The organism is Streptomyces sp. NPDC057271 (assembly GCF_042668715.1).
In the GTDB taxonomy this organism is placed as follows: Bacteria; Actinomycetota; Actinomycetes; order Streptomycetales; family Streptomycetaceae; genus Streptomyces.
The window spans coordinates 79,506-93,343 of sequence record NZ_JBHUYJ010000019.1 but is presented as its reverse complement, the minus strand read 5'-3'; the positions used below and the strand labels follow the sequence as shown (position 1 = coordinate 93,343).

Annotated in this window: 15 protein-coding genes and 1 pseudogene; 6 read left to right on the top strand and 10 right to left on the bottom strand. The window is 72.5% G+C overall.

Annotated elements, in window-relative coordinates; translation table 11 throughout:
* Nucleotides 1-327: 327 nt before the first annotated feature.
* From ACFUJR_RS12455 to ACFUJR_RS12435, 5 genes are all read right to left on the bottom strand, one after another.
* Nucleotides 328-1,107, bottom strand: coding sequence for an exodeoxyribonuclease III (locus ACFUJR_RS12455; protein WP_383167780.1), 780 nt, complete (start codon nucleotides 1,105-1,107; stop codon nucleotides 328-330).
* Nucleotides 1,108-1,173: 66 nt separating this feature from the next.
* Entirely contained in the window at nucleotides 1,174-1,806 is a 633-nt protein-coding gene (locus tag ACFUJR_RS12450; protein WP_383167777.1) for an MBL fold metallo-hydrolase, read from the bottom strand.
* Between the two features lie 40 nt (nucleotides 1,807-1,846).
* Complete coding sequence (locus ACFUJR_RS12445) at nucleotides 1,847-3,115, bottom strand: alpha/beta fold hydrolase (protein ID WP_383167774.1); 1,269 nt, start codon at nucleotides 3,113-3,115, stop codon at nucleotides 1,847-1,849.
* Between the two features lie 129 nt (nucleotides 3,116-3,244).
* On the bottom strand, nucleotides 3,245-3,994 hold the full coding sequence (locus tag ACFUJR_RS12440; RefSeq protein WP_383167772.1) for a sterol desaturase family protein: 750 nt from the start codon (nucleotides 3,992-3,994) through the stop codon (nucleotides 3,245-3,247).
* The gene (locus tag ACFUJR_RS12435; RefSeq protein ID WP_383167769.1) at nucleotides 3,981-4,712 is read right to left on the bottom strand and encodes a FadR/GntR family transcriptional regulator; all 732 of its coding nucleotides are present in this window, start codon (nucleotides 4,710-4,712) and stop codon (nucleotides 3,981-3,983) included. Before ACFUJR_RS12435 ends, ACFUJR_RS12440 begins: the two co-directional genes overlap by 14 nt.
* 182 nt (nucleotides 4,713-4,894) lie before the next feature.
* On the opposite strand from ACFUJR_RS12435, the gene ACFUJR_RS12430 reads away from it, so the two are divergent.
* Both ACFUJR_RS12430 and ACFUJR_RS12425 read left to right on the top strand, forming a co-directional pair.
* A complete protein-coding gene (locus ACFUJR_RS12430) occupies nucleotides 4,895-5,863 on the top strand; it encodes a hypothetical protein (protein ID WP_383167766.1) in 969 nt (322 codons plus the stop codon).
* Nucleotides 5,860-6,411 (top strand): MepB family protein, encoded by a 552-nt coding sequence (locus ACFUJR_RS12425; RefSeq protein ID WP_383167763.1) that lies wholly within the window; start codon nucleotides 5,860-5,862, stop codon nucleotides 6,409-6,411. Before ACFUJR_RS12430 ends, ACFUJR_RS12425 begins: the two co-directional genes overlap by 4 nt.
* Nucleotides 6,412-6,426: 15 nt before the next feature.
* Here ACFUJR_RS12425 and ACFUJR_RS12420 read toward each other — a convergent pair.
* Together ACFUJR_RS12420 and ACFUJR_RS12415 are read right to left on the bottom strand one after the other, a co-directional pair.
* A pseudogene (locus tag ACFUJR_RS12420) lies at nucleotides 6,427-6,576 on the bottom strand (DUF6766 family protein); the annotation flags it as partial.
* 161 nt (nucleotides 6,577-6,737) lie between these two features.
* The gene (locus ACFUJR_RS12415) at nucleotides 6,738-7,025 is read right to left on the bottom strand and encodes a DUF6479 family protein (RefSeq protein ID WP_383167760.1); all 288 of its coding nucleotides are present in this window, start codon (nucleotides 7,023-7,025) and stop codon (nucleotides 6,738-6,740) included.
* 126 nt (nucleotides 7,026-7,151) lie between these two features.
* Between ACFUJR_RS12415 and ACFUJR_RS12410 the strand changes: the two genes are divergently transcribed.
* Both ACFUJR_RS12410 and ACFUJR_RS12405 read left to right on the top strand, forming a co-directional pair.
* Nucleotides 7,152-7,730 (top strand): hypothetical protein, encoded by a 579-nt coding sequence (locus ACFUJR_RS12410; protein ID WP_383167757.1) that lies wholly within the window; start codon nucleotides 7,152-7,154, stop codon nucleotides 7,728-7,730.
* 399 nt (nucleotides 7,731-8,129) lie between these two features.
* The gene (locus ACFUJR_RS12405) at nucleotides 8,130-9,035 is read left to right on the top strand and encodes an RICIN domain-containing protein (protein WP_383167754.1); all 906 of its coding nucleotides are present in this window, start codon (nucleotides 8,130-8,132) and stop codon (nucleotides 9,033-9,035) included.
* A gap of 6 nt (nucleotides 9,036-9,041) precedes the next feature.
* Here the strand turns inward: ACFUJR_RS12405 and ACFUJR_RS12400 are convergent, their stop codons facing one another.
* A complete protein-coding gene (locus ACFUJR_RS12400) occupies nucleotides 9,042-10,085 on the bottom strand; it encodes a glycoside hydrolase family 43 protein (protein ID WP_383167751.1) in 1,044 nt (347 codons plus the stop codon).
* Between the two features lie 400 nt (nucleotides 10,086-10,485).
* On the opposite strand from ACFUJR_RS12400, the gene ACFUJR_RS12395 reads away from it, so the two are divergent.
* The gene (locus tag ACFUJR_RS12395; protein WP_383167748.1) at nucleotides 10,486-11,415 is read left to right on the top strand and encodes a hypothetical protein; all 930 of its coding nucleotides are present in this window, start codon (nucleotides 10,486-10,488) and stop codon (nucleotides 11,413-11,415) included.
* Between the two features lie 122 nt (nucleotides 11,416-11,537).
* The gene (locus tag ACFUJR_RS12390; RefSeq protein WP_383167745.1) at nucleotides 11,538-11,990 is read left to right on the top strand and encodes a peptidase inhibitor family I36 protein; all 453 of its coding nucleotides are present in this window, start codon (nucleotides 11,538-11,540) and stop codon (nucleotides 11,988-11,990) included.
* A gap of 91 nt (nucleotides 11,991-12,081) precedes the next feature.
* Here the strand turns inward: ACFUJR_RS12390 and ACFUJR_RS12385 are convergent, their stop codons facing one another.
* Nucleotides 12,082-12,657, bottom strand: a complete 576-nt coding sequence (locus tag ACFUJR_RS12385) for a hypothetical protein (protein WP_383167743.1) — start codon at nucleotides 12,655-12,657, stop codon at nucleotides 12,082-12,084.
* On the bottom strand, nucleotides 12,654-13,832 hold the full coding sequence (locus ACFUJR_RS12380) for an ROK family glucokinase (protein WP_383167739.1): 1,179 nt from the start codon (nucleotides 13,830-13,832) through the stop codon (nucleotides 12,654-12,656). Before ACFUJR_RS12380 ends, ACFUJR_RS12385 begins: the two co-directional genes overlap by 4 nt.
* Between the last annotated feature and the right edge of the window lie 6 nt (nucleotides 13,833-13,838).

Sequence of the window (13,838 nt, the reverse complement as noted above, 5' to 3'; positions counted from 1 at the left end):
TGGCGCAGACAGGACATTGAGGGGGCTTCTGACCAAGCTCCTATCAGGTCATGTTCCGCCCGGCCGGAGCCATGAGAACAGGTCCCGGCGGCCGGACAGAACAGCGGGAAGACAGCCCAGCAGGGCGTCAGTCAGTGGCAGAGCCACGACCACCGGGACCTGAGTATCAGCATCAATGTCGGTGGCTCCGGCAACCCACCATGCCCGGGCGGCCGAGCGCGTCTTCAGGAATTCCCGTGTGGGCAGCCGTGGGTACCGCCAGGCCGCACGGCACGCCGCCGGAATCTCGTCCGGGCAAGCGGCTGACCGCCCTCAGGGAGGCAGGCCCTAGACGTCCAGGTCCACGACGACCGGGGCGTGGTCGGACGCGCCCTTGCCCTTGCGCTCCTCGCGGTCGACGTAGCTGTCCTTGACCGCGTCGGCGAAGGGCTTGTTGCCGTACACCAGGTCGATGCGCATGCCCCGGTTCTTCGGGAAGCAGAGCTGGCGGTAGTCCCAGTACGTGAAGGGGTGGTCGTACTTGAGGGGACGCGGCACCACGTCCGTGAGGCCTGCCTCGCGGAGGCCGGTCAGGGCGGCCCGCTCCGGTTCGGTGACGTGCGTGAGGCCCTCGAAGGCCGCCCGGTCCCAGACGTCGTCGTCGGTCGGCGCGATGTTGTAGTCGCCGAGGACGGCGAAGGGCCGCTCGCCCGCCGCGTCCTCGGCGACGGCCGCCCGCAGCGCCTCCAGCCAGCGGAGCTTGTACGCGTAGTGCTCGTGGGCGACCTCGCGACCGTTCGGCACGTACACCGACCAGACGCGGACCGGGCCGCAGGTCGCGGAGATGGCCCGGGGCTCCTGCAGCGTCTCGTAGTCGGGGCCGCCGGCCAGCCCGGTGACGACGTCCTCCAGGCCGACCTTCGAGATCAGCGCGACGCCGTTCCAGCGGCCGGTGGCGTTGACCGCCGATTCGTACCCGAGTTCGCGCAGCGCGTCGGCGGGGAACTGCTCGACGGTGCACTTGGTCTCCTGGACGCACAGCACGTCCGTGCCGGTGCCCTCCAGCCAGGCCAGGAGTCGAGGCAGGCGGGCGGTGATCGAATTGACGTTCCAGGTCGCGATGCGCATGTGCGCAAGCCTAACGGCGGGGTGTGACACTCACCGGTCCCGCGCCCCGCGCACGCCGCCGGTGGATCACAGTTGGGTGGAGTCGCCCGGGGCCAGGCGGCCGTGGTCCGTGCCGCCGAGCTCGCCGATCTGCCGGTCGTAGATGGGCCGGGCGAGGTCCGTGAGCAGGGCGTCGTGGACGTCGAAGGCACGGCGCGGCTTGACCTCCCGTACGTAGTCGATGACCTCGGCGATCTTGTTCCAGGGGGCCATCACCGGGAGCATCAGCGTGTCCACCGGGTGCTCGGGGACGGTGAGCGCGTCGCCCGGGTGGAAGACGGCGCCGTCCACGAGGTAGCCGACATTGGTGATCCGGGGGATGTCGGGGTGGATCACGGCGTGCAACTCGCCGTGGACCTGGACGTCGAAACCGGCCGCGGTGAAGGCGTCGCCGTGGCCGACGGTGTGGACGCGGCCGGGGAAGGCGGCCGAGAGCTTCTCCGCGACGCTCCGCAGCGTCCAGATCTCGGCCGCCGGGTTGGACTCCAGACCGGCCCGCAGCCGGTCCTCGGCGAAGTGGTCCGGGTGCTCGTGGGTGACGAGCAGGACGTCGGCGCCGACGGCGGAGTCCTGTTCGCTGAAGGCGCCCGGGTCGATGACGAGCGTCCGCCCGTCCTTCTCCAGTCGGATGCAGGCGTGGGACATCTTCGTCAGCTTCACAGGACTCCACCTCACGACGGGCCGTACCGGCCCGGTCAGCCTACGCCCGGGGCGTCGTCTCCTCCTTGATCACCCTGCCGACGACGCGCAGGGCGCTCTCCGCGGCGGGCAGCCCACAGTAGACGGCGGTCTGCAGCACGACCTCGCGGAGCTCGTCCGGCGTCAGCCCGTTGCGCAGGGCGGCCCTGGTGTGATCGGCGAGGGCGTCCAGGTGGCCGTCGGCGATCAGCGCGGTGAGGGTGACACAGCTGCGCGTGCGGCGGTCGAGGACTTCCCGGCTCCACACCTCACCCCAGGCGTACCGGGTGACGAGGGCCTGGAAGTCGGCGCCGTACTCGTCGGTCAGCGCCTCGTCCACGTGGGCGTCGCCGAGGATCTCGCGGCGGAGCTTGAGGCCCTGGTCGTACGGGTCGGTCCGCGCGACGTCCACGGGCTCGCCCGCCGGCTCGGCGGGTGAGATCCCGGCGACGGGCTGGACGGGGGCGGAGACGGGCGGCATCGCCAGGGCGGGCACGGCGCTCTGGGTGTCGTGCACGACACCGGCGAAGTGGCCGGTGAGCAACTCCGTGACGGCGGCGGGCTGCTCGACCGGGGCGAGGTGGGAGGCACCGGGGACGACGGCGAGCCGGGCGTCGGCGATCCCGGCGACCAGGGTGCGCGCCTCGGCGGGCCCGGTGACCTGGTCGTCGGAGCCGACGAGCACGAGCGCGGGGACACCGATCCGGCCGAGGGCTTCCCGTACGTCGAAGACGGCGAGCGCCTCGCAGGCGCCGACGTAGCAGCCGGGGTCGGTGGTGCGGACCATCTGTACGGCCCACTCGACGATCGCCGGCTGCGCGGCGCGGAAGGCGGGGGTGAACCACTGCTCGGGTGCCGTACGGGCCATGGGTTCGAGGCCGTGGGTGCGGACGATCACTCCGCGCTGGCGGAACTCGTCGGCGCTGCCGAACCGGGGCGAGGCGGCGACCAGGGCGAGGGAGGCGACCCGGTGCGGCGCCCGCAACGCGAGGTCCAGGCCGACGGCGCCGCCGATGGAGCAGCCCACGTAGCCGAAGCGCTGCACGCCCAGGTCGTCGAGGGTGGTCAGCAGGCGGTCGCCGAGTTCGGCGACCGAGGTGAACGGCCGGGCGGGTGCCCCGCCGTGCCCCGGCAGGTCGAACCGGACGATGCGCCACTGCCGGGTGAGCTCGGGTATCTGCCGGTCCCACATGTGCCAGGTGGTGCCGAGGGAGGGTCCGATCACCAGCACGGGGGCGTCGTCGGGGCCGTCGATGCGGTATTGCAGGGTGTTCGTCGGTGTCTCACTCACCCGCCAGACCCTCTCATCCCGATCGAGATCGCACGGCGCCGGGTCGGACCTGACGGCTCCCGCCCCAAGGCCGGGCCTCTCGACGCCGAGCGCCACGGGCGGTGCGCCTCCGGGAGGTTGACCGGTGCGTCAGGCCGCGCCGTGCAGGTTCTTGGCGGTCGGGGAGGTCCGCACGGTGGCCGGGTCGGGAAAGGTCCCCAGGAGCCGGTCCGCGGTGGCGGTCGTGGTGACGGTGAACCAGTAGTGCTCGTTCTTGTAATGGTGCAGCCGGTGGTTGCGCCAGACCGCCTTGTAGGCCCTGCTCCGAGGCCGGTAGTCACTGTGGATCAGGTAGTGCGTCCACTCGTAGACCAGCCCCGTCACCGCCACGGTCAGCATGAACGTCAGGGCCTGGCCCAGTCGCGGGAAGGCGACGAGGGCAACGGCGTTGTAACCGACGATGACCCGGATGAGCGCCCTCCAGGGTATGAAGACCAGCGGGACGTCACGTGGGTCGACATGGTGCTCGCGGTGTTTCCTCGCCAGGAGCGTGTCGAGCACGACACCGGCGACCCTCCTCGGCCGCCAGTGCAGCACGAACACGTGGATCAGCCACTCCAGGAGGGGAAAGAGCAGGAGCAGGATCACGGGGGCGTACGCGTCTGTGACGCGCCAGTCGCCCAGAATGATCCGGCAGGCGAGCACGGTCACCAGGGCGCCGCTGATCATCCATGGCGAGGGGTAGTGCCAGAAGGCCCGGAACACGCCTCCCAGCGTGACGTCGGTCCGGCGCGGCACCGACTGTGCGGCCTCGTCCGCCCGAACGCGGGCCTGGGCGACCTCATCTGAGGCCCTGTCGGCGGACTCCCGTACACGCCTGATCGCCCTACGCAGGTTCATGGCTCTCCTCGAGCAGATCGATGACGTCGATCAGGGCTGTGGTGGCCGGGCCGAGCAGGTCCTCCGCACGGGTGCGGGCGGCCGTCGCGTCGCCCTGGACGATCGCCTCGGCGAGGACGGCGTACGCGTCGGTCCGGTCCACCTCCGCGGCCATGACGTGGGCCAGGGCGTCCAGGGCGGGCTCGTATGCGGCGCGGAGGCTGTTGAACATGAGGCGGAAGGTCACGGACTCGGCCGCGTCCGTGACGTGCTCCCAGAAGGTCAGGGCAAGCCGTTGCCTGTTCACGGGATCGGTGTCGTCCTCGAGCGCCCGGACGGCGGCGCGGAGCGGGACGGCGAGTTCCGGGCCGTTGCGTCGTGCCGCGAGTTCGGCGATCTTCGGGCCCACATGGAGCCGTGCCTCCAGGACGCTGCGGGCGACCCCGAGGTCGATCTCGCCGCCGGCGAACAGGAGGCGGGGCAGCAGATCGAGGCCGCCCGCTCTGCGGATGTCCCGCACGGTGGTGGCGTCACCCTGACGGACTTCGACCAGCCCGGCATGAGCGAGTCGCTGCAGGGCCTCCCGTACCGCGGGGCGTGAGACGCCGAGGACTTCCGCGAGGCGCCGCTCGCTGGGAAGGCTCTCGCCAGGAGCGAGGCCGCCGCTCACGAGTTCCCCGAAGAGCTGGTCGAACACTTCGTCAGGAACCGACCGTCGACTGACTGGTTGCAGAGGCATGCGGAGACCCTAAGGGTCGCCGGACAGATGGTCTAGTGGTCAGACCAGTCGAGTCGAGATGAGGCGGACTGGCCGGGTTTCGCGCTCGGGACCCGCTCGGACTCCGCGGCCGGCGCCGCGCCGGGGACGGCGGCGGGGGTTCGCCTTCATGTCGGTCCGTGCCGGGTGTCTACGCTCTTGTCATGCAGCGCAGCGATGTCACGCGGGACGACGGTACGTGGGTGGGGCTGACCCTCGATGTGCGGGGGCGTCAGCGGCCGGGGCTGGGTGTGCGCACTGCCGGGTCGCGGCTGGTGGTCTCGCAGGAGGCGCGGACCGTGCTGCTCGCCGATGTGGACGAGCACCTCCAGGGCGTGGACTTCTGGCGGACCGACGCGTACCGCTCCTGCGTACCGCCGCTTCGGGCCGATGCGGGGCGCGCGATGGCGGGCAGCCCGGAGCGGTGGGCCCATCGCTTCGCGCGGTACCTCGTCGACGCGCCGGACAGCCCGCTGCACGAGGGCCGATGGCTGCTCACGCCCGAGAGCCCGCTCCGGCGGTGGCGCCACCCCGGCACCTCGCACGCCGACCCCTGGGGCTCGATGCTCGTCGAGGGCCATCCCGACGGGTACATCGACTGGTACGTCCACTCCGGTTCCTGGGAGGTCCTTCCGCTGCGGCCGATGCCGGATGCCGACGACAGCCGGGTCAAGGCGTACCGCAAGCAGGTCCGTGCGGAGACGCTCCCGCCCGTCCTGCTGTGGTGGGTCAGCGGTCTGGACTGTCATCTGGTCCTGGACGGTCACGCGAGGCTCGCCGCGGCGATCGCCGAGTCCGTCGAGCCCCCACTGCTCCAGCTGCACCGCACGGTGCCGCGCGAGGACCGGGCGGGGCGGATCGACGAGGCCGTGGACTCCTACGCGTACGAACTGGAACGCTTCGCCGGACTCCGCGCCGTCCACGGCCCCACCGTCCCCGACGGCGCCGCCACCGCCGGGCCGGAGCTCGTCCGCCGCTTCCACGCCCTGGACACGGCCGCCCAGCCCACCTGGGCCTGGCCCCTGCCGGGTGGGGAGGACGAGTGGCGCCGCCTCGCACGCGAGGTGACCGCCGGCAGGAACTGGCCCCGCGCCGAAGCTCCCCACCAGCCCTGTGACAGGGTGGACGAATGACGGCGAACCACGCGCACTCGTCCGACCCGTGGTCGGACACGGCCACGACACACGGTGATCTCCTGGCGGCGAAGGAACTCGTCTACGACCCTTGCGGGTTCACCTGCTCGCAGCCGGTTCCCGAACCCGAGAGTGTCGAATACGCCGCCCACACCTTCACCCTCGACGGGCTCTCCGTACGGTTCCGCGCCGCCAGGACGACCCCCACCAAGGTCGGCCAGTTCGTCACCGTATGGAAGAGGTCTCCCGGCGGGCCCATCCAGCCCTTCGACATCGCGGACGCCGTCGACCTCTTCGTCATCAGCTGCCGCGACGGGAACCACTTCGGCCAGTTCGTGTTTCCGAAGGACGTGCTCCGCAGGCGCGGTGTCGTATCGGTCGACGGTTCCGGCGGGAAGCGGGCCTTCCGCGTCTACCCGCCCTGGGTGACCACCACCAACGGCCAGGCCGGCCGGACCCAGGCCTGGCAGCTGGACCACTTCCTCCCTCTGGAGCAGGACGGGGCCGGCGTCTCCAGCCGCGCCCTGGAGCTCTACCACCGCCGATAGGAGGGCGACCTGCCGTCAGCCCTCGACGCCGGTGGAGGTGTGCGCGGCGCCGACCGGCTTGGATTCCGGGGATCCGCGCCGGCGGAGGTAGACGGACAGGATCACCATCGCGGCGACCGCCAGCAGTTCGGACTGCCAGTTCTGCAGCGTCCTGGACCAGAAGTCGGGCTCGGCGGTCCTGGGGTCCTCGCACCACGGCACGATCTCATCCGCCGGGCTTCCGCCACGGCGACACACTCGGGACCGAGGGCTTTCCTCACCGTCCCTACCCGGAGGGGGGAAGCCCACCGGGCACGGCGGCCGGCCGGAACCGCCGCGGGCGGACGTCAGCGGCGGGAGTCGCCGAGGTCCGGATCGGCGTCGGGGGTGGTCCATGAGTCGTCGCGGGCGGTTGTGGTGTGTGCCCGGGTGGGGTCGCCGCCCGGTCGGCGCCGGCGCGCGACGCGACGGCTGCCCCACCAGAACGCGCCGATGAGAAGTGCGACGACCACCGCTCCGAGGACGATGGCGAAGAGCACGGCGTTGGATCCTGCCGATGCGAGAGCGGGTGTCGCTGTGATCGTGGTGAACGCGGTCATGATCGCCTCTCTCGAACGGGTCCGGGCGCTGCTCATCGCGCCTGTCCCCTCCCGGCGTCCGCAAACTCGGCCGTACGGGGGACCGCGTCTGTTTCGTCCTCCCGGAAGCGGAGAGTCGCTGGGGCACGAAGCGCGTGAAGGGACCGGAACGGAGGCAGTGCGATGCGCGACAAGCCCGAGACCCTGTCGGGACCTCTCCTGACCGTGTACTTGAACGATCACCTCACAGGCTCGGCCGCGGGCGTACGGCTGATCCACCGCATCGCCGACCGTCAGCGCCGTGCGGGATCGGGGCCGGTACTGGACGCCTTGGCCCGCCAGATCGAGGAGGACCAGCGGAGCCTGCGCCGCATCATGCACGACCTCGACGTTCCCGTGAGGCCGCTGCGCGAGATCGTGGGCCGGATCGGGGAGAAGGCGGGTCGGCTCAAGCTGAACGGCAGACTGCTCTCCCGCTCCCCGCTCAGCGACGTGCTGGAGCTTGAGGCGATGCTCATCGGCGTCGAGGGCAAGGCGGCGTGCTGGCGGGCTCTGCGCGCGCTCGCGGAGGCGGAGACCGGTTCCGGTCTCGACGGCGCGCAGCTCGACAGGCTCCTCACCCGTGCCGAAGAACAGTCCCGCACCCTGGACGACATCCGGCGGGAGCGGTCCGCCGAGGTCTTCGGCGCGGAACTCGCGCCGCCCGACGCCGACGCCGACGCAGAAGAGCGTCATGCGGTCTCCGGCTCACGGGCCGGCTGACGCGGTCAGCCCCCAGGCAAGGGAGCGGGCACCGGCCAGGCGCCGTCGGGCGGGCCGGCCGTCAGCAGGTCGTGCTTGCCCGGGGGTTCGGTCGTGCGCCACAGGACGGACAGGCCGGGGCTGTCCACAAAGGCAGCACGCGCTGCCGTGCACGTCGCCGCCGGTGTCTGCGCCGCCTCGGCCGTCACCGTCACGGAGCGGGGTTCCTCCCCCGCCCCGTAGCCACGGCGGGCAGAACGGGCCGGCGGGCAGAGCAGGTCGCGAGCGTCAATCCGGCGGCTCTGGAGTCATTCGGGAGAGTGGTCCTGATTGCCACCAAGATCCGCCGCGCCCTAGGGTTCTGACCTGCTGGAACACCCCTGCACCACCTGTGCGGACCGGAAGAGAAGGGCGCCGCGATTGGCTGCCGACCGGCCTGGCGACGAGGAACCCGCCCGCGCGTTGGGCAGGGCGCTGCGCGAACTCCAGCGGCGCTCCGGATGCACGCTGCGCTCCCTCGAGACGAGCGTGCGGATCAGCGACTCGTCGCTGTCCCGGTACTTCCGCGGCACCACCGTTCCCCCGTGGGCGACCGTCCGAGACCTGTGCAAGGCGCTCGACGCCGACCCTGCCGAGTACCGGCACCTGTGGGAGGCAGCCGACCGGAGCCAGCGTAGACCGGTCCAGGGCAACGCCCCGCAGACGCCGACCGCCGCCCCGACCGCCGCCCCGGACAGTGCCCCGACTGCTGCCCCGGACGGGGCCCCGGCCGAGGCCCCGGCTCCACGCCGCCGACCCTCCGCACGGAGCAGGCGCACGGTCTGGGCCCTCGCCTGGACCGTGCTCGGCCTGGTGATCGGGGTCGCGAGTACGGCGCTCGTCCAGTCACGGCACCAGACACCCGGCGACGACGCGCCGCCGCCCGCGCACGGCGCGTCCGCCGCGTCCACCACCTCCCCCGCGCCGGGCCTCCCGCGGATCTTCGTGAACCGCGCCACGGGGACCTGCCTCGACGACAGCCTCGACATGGGCACCCGTACCTACGCGTGCAACGGGATGTCGTACCAGCGCTGGACCGTCCGCACGGCGGCGGACGGCAGCGTGCAGCTCAGGAACCACGCGACGGGAGAGTGCCTGGACCACCACCCCGGCGGTCTGCGGACCGTGGCCTGCGGCCCGTCCGCGTCCCAGCGGTGGGCCGTGACCGCGCGGGGCGACGAGGCGGTCGAGGTCCGGAACGCCACCACGCGGCACTGCCTGGACGACGGCGCGGGGGGCGTACGCGTACTGCCCTGCGACCGGACCGCACGTCAGAAGTGGGCCTGAGCCGGATCACTTCACGACCGGCCGGCCGTCCTCGAACCGCAGGTCGGCGACGTACAGCACGCGTCGTGCGCGGTCGGCGGCCCAGCCGTGGAACAGGATCCGGTCCTTGCCGTCGGGGCCGGTCACCACGTCCTGCCCGCCCGGTCCGGCGACCGCGCCCGAGAAGGTCTGCGTCGTCATCAGCGGCACGTCGCCCTTCACATACGGCCCTGTGAGGTCGTCGGCCGTCGCCCAGCCGGTCGCGTACGCGTCGGTGCGATAGTCGCCGGCCGAGTACAGGAGTACGTAGCGGCCGTCCCGTTCCACGAGAGTGGGCGCCTCGACGAGGCCGCCCTCCCAGGGCCGGTCCTGCTTGACGAGACGTACCGGCTCTCCGGTGACGCGGGTGCCGTCCCAGGAGACGGGCTGGATGTGGAGCCAGGTGTCCTTGCCGCAGCAGTTCCCGTCGCTCTTCCAGAGCAGGTAGCGCGTGCCGTTCTCGGTGTGGCTCGACGCGTCGATCGCCCCGCCCTCCTCGGGCGTGCAGACCAGGGGGCCGTCTCCGACCGGCCGGAACGGCCCGTCGGGTGAGGACGACACGGCGGCGCCGATGCACTGACGGCCGCCGGCCCGGTCGCGGGCCGTGTACTGGAGCGTGAACCCGTCACCGTTGTCGAAGACCTCCGGCGCCCAGACGTGGTTGGGCGGATCGAGCGTGACCCACGCGCCGACCACGGGCAGGACGTCGGTCTCGTCGACCTTCCAGTGGACGAGGTCGGTGGAGGTGGCGTGCTGGACGTTCCTGCCGTGGGCGTTGGTGGCGTAGGCGTGGTAGACGCCGCCGACCTTCATGACGTCCGGATCGGCGAAGTCCTGATCGAGGACGGGTGTCAACGGCGCCGCGGACGCCGGGGACGCCTGTGACACCGAGGGAGAGGACGTCGCGGCTCCGGCCGGCAGCGCGGCGAGGCAGGCTGCCGCGCCCAGGGCCACGGCCGTGACGACCCCCCGCCCGATCAGGGTGTGTACGGGGCGGAGGAGTCCGCCCTCTCGGCTACTGCGGTGGTGCACGGTTCCGCTCCCTCGGCTCTGGTCGTACCGCCTGCGCGAACGACGTCGTCGGTGACACACACCACGAGAACGACCCGCTCGCCGCCGCGTTGCGCGAGAGTGCCCGCGGACGCGGCGCCGGTCCCGTCCCGGGCTCGCACGTGTCCCGGGACGGGAACGTTCTCGCAGGTCAGCGGGGTGGGGATCCCGACTTCGCCGAATCGCCCGGGACACGGTTGCGCGCCTCTTCCCGACCGCCACAGACTTCGGTTGTCCGGCCGCGGCACCGCTCGACGACAGCGCCCCCGGCCCGGACGTACTCCCCCCGTCGTGCCCCGTCCCGAGCCCCCGCACCGAGCGGCCGATCTCTCGACGCGGCACCGTCACGCCCCGCCTCCCCGACCTCCGCAGGAGATCCCCCATGCCCCGGAACAGCTCTGCCCGTCGCTCCCTTCTCACCACCACCCTGGCGGTCACCGGCGCCGCGGTCGTGCTCGCCACCACGCTGCTGACCGGCGCCGACGGACCGACCGCAGGTGAACGGGCGTCCCCCGCACGTCCGGGCCGCCAGGCCACGGAGGCCGACCGGCTGCTGCACGACGCCGAGCAACGGCTGCTGCGCGACTGCATGCGCCGGCACGGGTTCACGTACCAGGTCTTCCCGCTCGACGAGGATCCGGGGATCAAGGCCTTCGCGTACGTCCTCGACGACGCGGGCTGGGCCCGACGGCACGGCTACGGCGCCGAGCTGCGCCGTGAGCGGGCGGCGCTCGTCAGGAACGATCCGAACCGCGCCTACTTCGCCGGCCTGTCGGCGGAGCGCAAGGCCGAGGCACTGGTCGCCGCCAACGGCGACTCGCCGGACGGGCTGACCGTGCGCCTCCCGGGCGGCGGGACCGTGCGGCGCAGCGACCGAGGCTGCGTCGCGGAGGCGCAGCAGCGGCTGTACGGAGACGTCGGTGCCTGGTTCCGCGCCTCGACCCGGGTGGGCGCCCTGGAACAGATGCGCCGGAGTCGTGTCCTGGCCGACCCGGCCTATCTGGAGCGGCTCGGCCCGTGGCGGCAGTGCATGCGGCGCGCCGGGCACGACTACGCCACGCCCGCTGCCGCCCGCGCCGCCGCGCTCTCGACCGCACGGCCGCTGTCCAGGGAGCACGAGGTGGGCCTCGCGCTCGCGGAGGCGCGGTGCGCCGGGGAGTCGGCGCTGGGCCGCACGTCCCGGCGTCTCGACGACCACCACGGCAGGCTCCTGGCCCACGCGTACCGCACGGACGTCGAGGTGCGGGAGCGGCTACGGGCCGCCGCGCTGCCCCGGGCCCGCCGGGTCCTGGGCGCCGACCCGCGGGACTGACCGTCCCGCCCCCTCTACCCCGCCGTGTGCCCGACGGCATCCGGCGGCCCCCAAGGCCGTGCCGCGAACGGCGGCACGACCACGGCCGGCACCCGGCCACCACCGAAGAAGGAGAAGACACCATGCGCATCACGCGTGCCCTCGCGACGGCACTCACCGTCGGGGCCCTCACCCTGCTGGCCGCCCCGGGCGCCGACGCCCGTGCCTCCGTACCGGAGGCCGCCCCGGTCGCGGCGGCGGCTCCGGCCGCCGTGCCCGCCCCGGACGGGTTCCTCTACGCCTGGGAGCACCCCCACGCGGGCGGCTTCCACTGCAGGTGGAACGCGAACAACGCCAACTGGGCCGGCTGCCGCAACAAGGTCTCGGACGTCTGGAACAACGGGTTCCCCGGCCGCGGTGAGGACGTCAAGCTGTACTACGGCCTGAACTGGAGCGGCTCGTGGGTCTGCCTCCACCAGAGCCACTCCATTCCCGACCTCGCCCTCTCCGGCCTGAGGTTCTTCGGCCCGGGTGCGGGCAAGGGCCAACTCGTGAACGACAACGTCTCGTCGCACGAGTGGGTCGACGCCTGCTGACGTCGCCCCGCACGGCGCCGGCCCGACGGGACTCCCGTCGGGCCGGCCTGTGCGTCTGCGGTACCCCTGACCGCGCGGGCGCCCCGTGCGGTCAGGGGGTCGTGGTGGACACCACGTACACCGTGGGCGCCGCGGGATCGCTGAGGTCGACGGTGACGGCTTCGTGGGGGCGCGGCTTGTCCCGGCTGACGGTCGTGCCCGACCAGGTTCCGTCCCCGGAGAAGTCCCAGCCGACGATGTCGGCGTCGCGTTCGCTGACGGTCACCTCGCCCGGGTCCAGCTCGGAGCGGCTGGAGCCGATCTCGTTCAGGAAGGCGTCGAGCCGTCCCGCGCTCGTCGTGAACTGGACGTACAGCCGGCTCGTCTTCCAGTTGCTGGTCTCGTAGTAGGCGACGCCCGTGCTGCCCTGCGGGATCGGGACCTCGAAGATGCGGCGCTTCATCAGCGAGGGCCAGTTCTCACGCAGGCCGGTGGCGGAGGACTCGCGCTCCTTGTCGCGGCCGCTGTCGCGGCTCTGCCCGGCGGAGATCACGAGGTATCCGGCGGGGATGCCGACGAGCAGCACGATGATGATCGCCGTCAGCCAGCGGCGGCGGATCATGTGGCGCCGGTCCTCCGGCATCCTGGTGCTCTGTTCGGGAGAGGTGGTCGGGGAGGGGACGGTCATGAGGGCGGATCCTGGGTGGTGCGGGAGGAGGTGCGTGGCACGGTTCCGTTGCGCAGGGCCTGCGCGTAGCGCTCGTACCGTTCGTAGCGCTCGACCCGGCGCCGGTTGGCGCGGCGGAAGCGGCGGGCGACGAGCCGGGCGAGGTCGGCGGCGCCGACCATGCCGGCCTCGGGGCCGAGTTCGGCCTTGGCGATCCGGGCCTCGGGGCGGTAGCCGCGGCCGGTGAGATGACGTCGGAAGGCGTCCCGGGCCGGGCCGATCAGCAGGTCGTCGGCGGCGCTGACGCCCCCGCCGATGACGAAGCAGGAGGGGTCGAGGGCGGCGGCGAGGTTGGCGATGCCGACGCCGAGCCACTGGCCGATGTCCTGGAGAAGCTCGACGCACATGGCGTCGCCCTCGCGGGCGAGCTCGGTGATGAGCGGGCCGGTGATCTCCGGGACGTTGCCCTTGACCCGCTCGATGATGTTGTACGCGACCGGGGAGTCGGCGGCGGCCAGTTCGCGGGCCTCGCGGACCAGGGCGTTGCCGGAGCTGTACTGCTCCCAGCAGCCGCGGTTGCCGCAGGGACAGCGGTGTCCGCCGGGTACGACCTGCATATGGCCGAACTCGCCGGCCACCCCGTACTTGCCGCGCTTGACCTGCCCGCCTTCCAGGATCGCGCCGCCGATGCCGGTGCCGAGCGTGATCATGACGAGGTGGTCCTCGCCGCGTCCGGCGCCGAAGCGCCACTCGGCCCAGGCCGCCGTGTTGGCGTCGTTGTCGACCATGACGGGGACGGCGAGCCGGGACTGCAGCGAGTCCCGCAGCGGCTCGTTGCGCCAGGCGAGGTGCGGGGCGAAGAGGACGGTGGCGCGGTCGGCGTCGACCCAGCCGGCCGCGCCGATGCCGACGGCGTGCACGTCGTGCCGGTCGGAGAGGTCCAGGACCAGTTCGACGATGGTGTCCTCGACGACCTTGGGGCTCTTGGACTTGTCCGGCGTCTCGGTCCGGAGCTTCTCCAGGATCGTGCCGTCCGCGTCGACGACCCCGGCCATCACCTTCGTACCGCCGATGTCGATGCCGACGGTCGGTACCCGGGGCGCGGTCAGGTGGGAGCGCCGCTCCCGGGTGCCGACGGTCCGCAGCACCGTGGCCCGTGCGGAGCCCCGGCTGGCGAAGTCGCGGTAGGTACTCATCGGCTC

Excerpts from the sequence above, each read along its gene's own strand:
- ACFUJR_RS12435 (WP_383167769.1), bottom strand. The coding sequence starts at position 4,712 with ATGCCTCTGCAACCAGTCAGTCGACGGTCGGTTCCTGACGAAGTGTTC.
- ACFUJR_RS12425 (WP_383167763.1), top strand. The coding sequence starts at position 5,860 with ATGACGGCGAACCACGCGCACTCGTCCGACCCGTGGTCGGACACGGCC.
- ACFUJR_RS12390 (WP_383167745.1), top strand. The coding sequence starts at position 11,538 with ATGCGCATCACGCGTGCCCTCGCGACGGCACTCACCGTCGGGGCCCTC.
- ACFUJR_RS12440 (WP_383167772.1), bottom strand. The coding sequence starts at position 3,994 with ATGAACCTGCGTAGGGCGATCAGGCGTGTACGGGAGTCCGCCGACAGG.
- ACFUJR_RS12430 (WP_383167766.1), top strand. The coding sequence starts at position 4,895 with ATGCAGCGCAGCGATGTCACGCGGGACGACGGTACGTGGGTGGGGCTG.
- ACFUJR_RS12415 (WP_383167760.1), bottom strand. The coding sequence starts at position 7,025 with ATGAGCAGCGCCCGGACCCGTTCGAGAGAGGCGATCATGACCGCGTTC.
- ACFUJR_RS12380 (WP_383167739.1), bottom strand. The coding sequence starts at position 13,832 with ATGAGTACCTACCGCGACTTCGCCAGCCGGGGCTCCGCACGGGCCACG.
- ACFUJR_RS12385 (WP_383167743.1), bottom strand. The coding sequence starts at position 12,657 with ATGACCGTCCCCTCCCCGACCACCTCTCCCGAACAGAGCACCAGGATG.
- ACFUJR_RS12410 (WP_383167757.1), top strand. The coding sequence starts at position 7,152 with ATGCGCGACAAGCCCGAGACCCTGTCGGGACCTCTCCTGACCGTGTAC.
- ACFUJR_RS12455 (WP_383167780.1), bottom strand. The coding sequence starts at position 1,107 with ATGCGCATCGCGACCTGGAACGTCAATTCGATCACCGCCCGCCTGCCT.
- ACFUJR_RS12395 (WP_383167748.1), top strand. The coding sequence starts at position 10,486 with ATGCCCCGGAACAGCTCTGCCCGTCGCTCCCTTCTCACCACCACCCTG.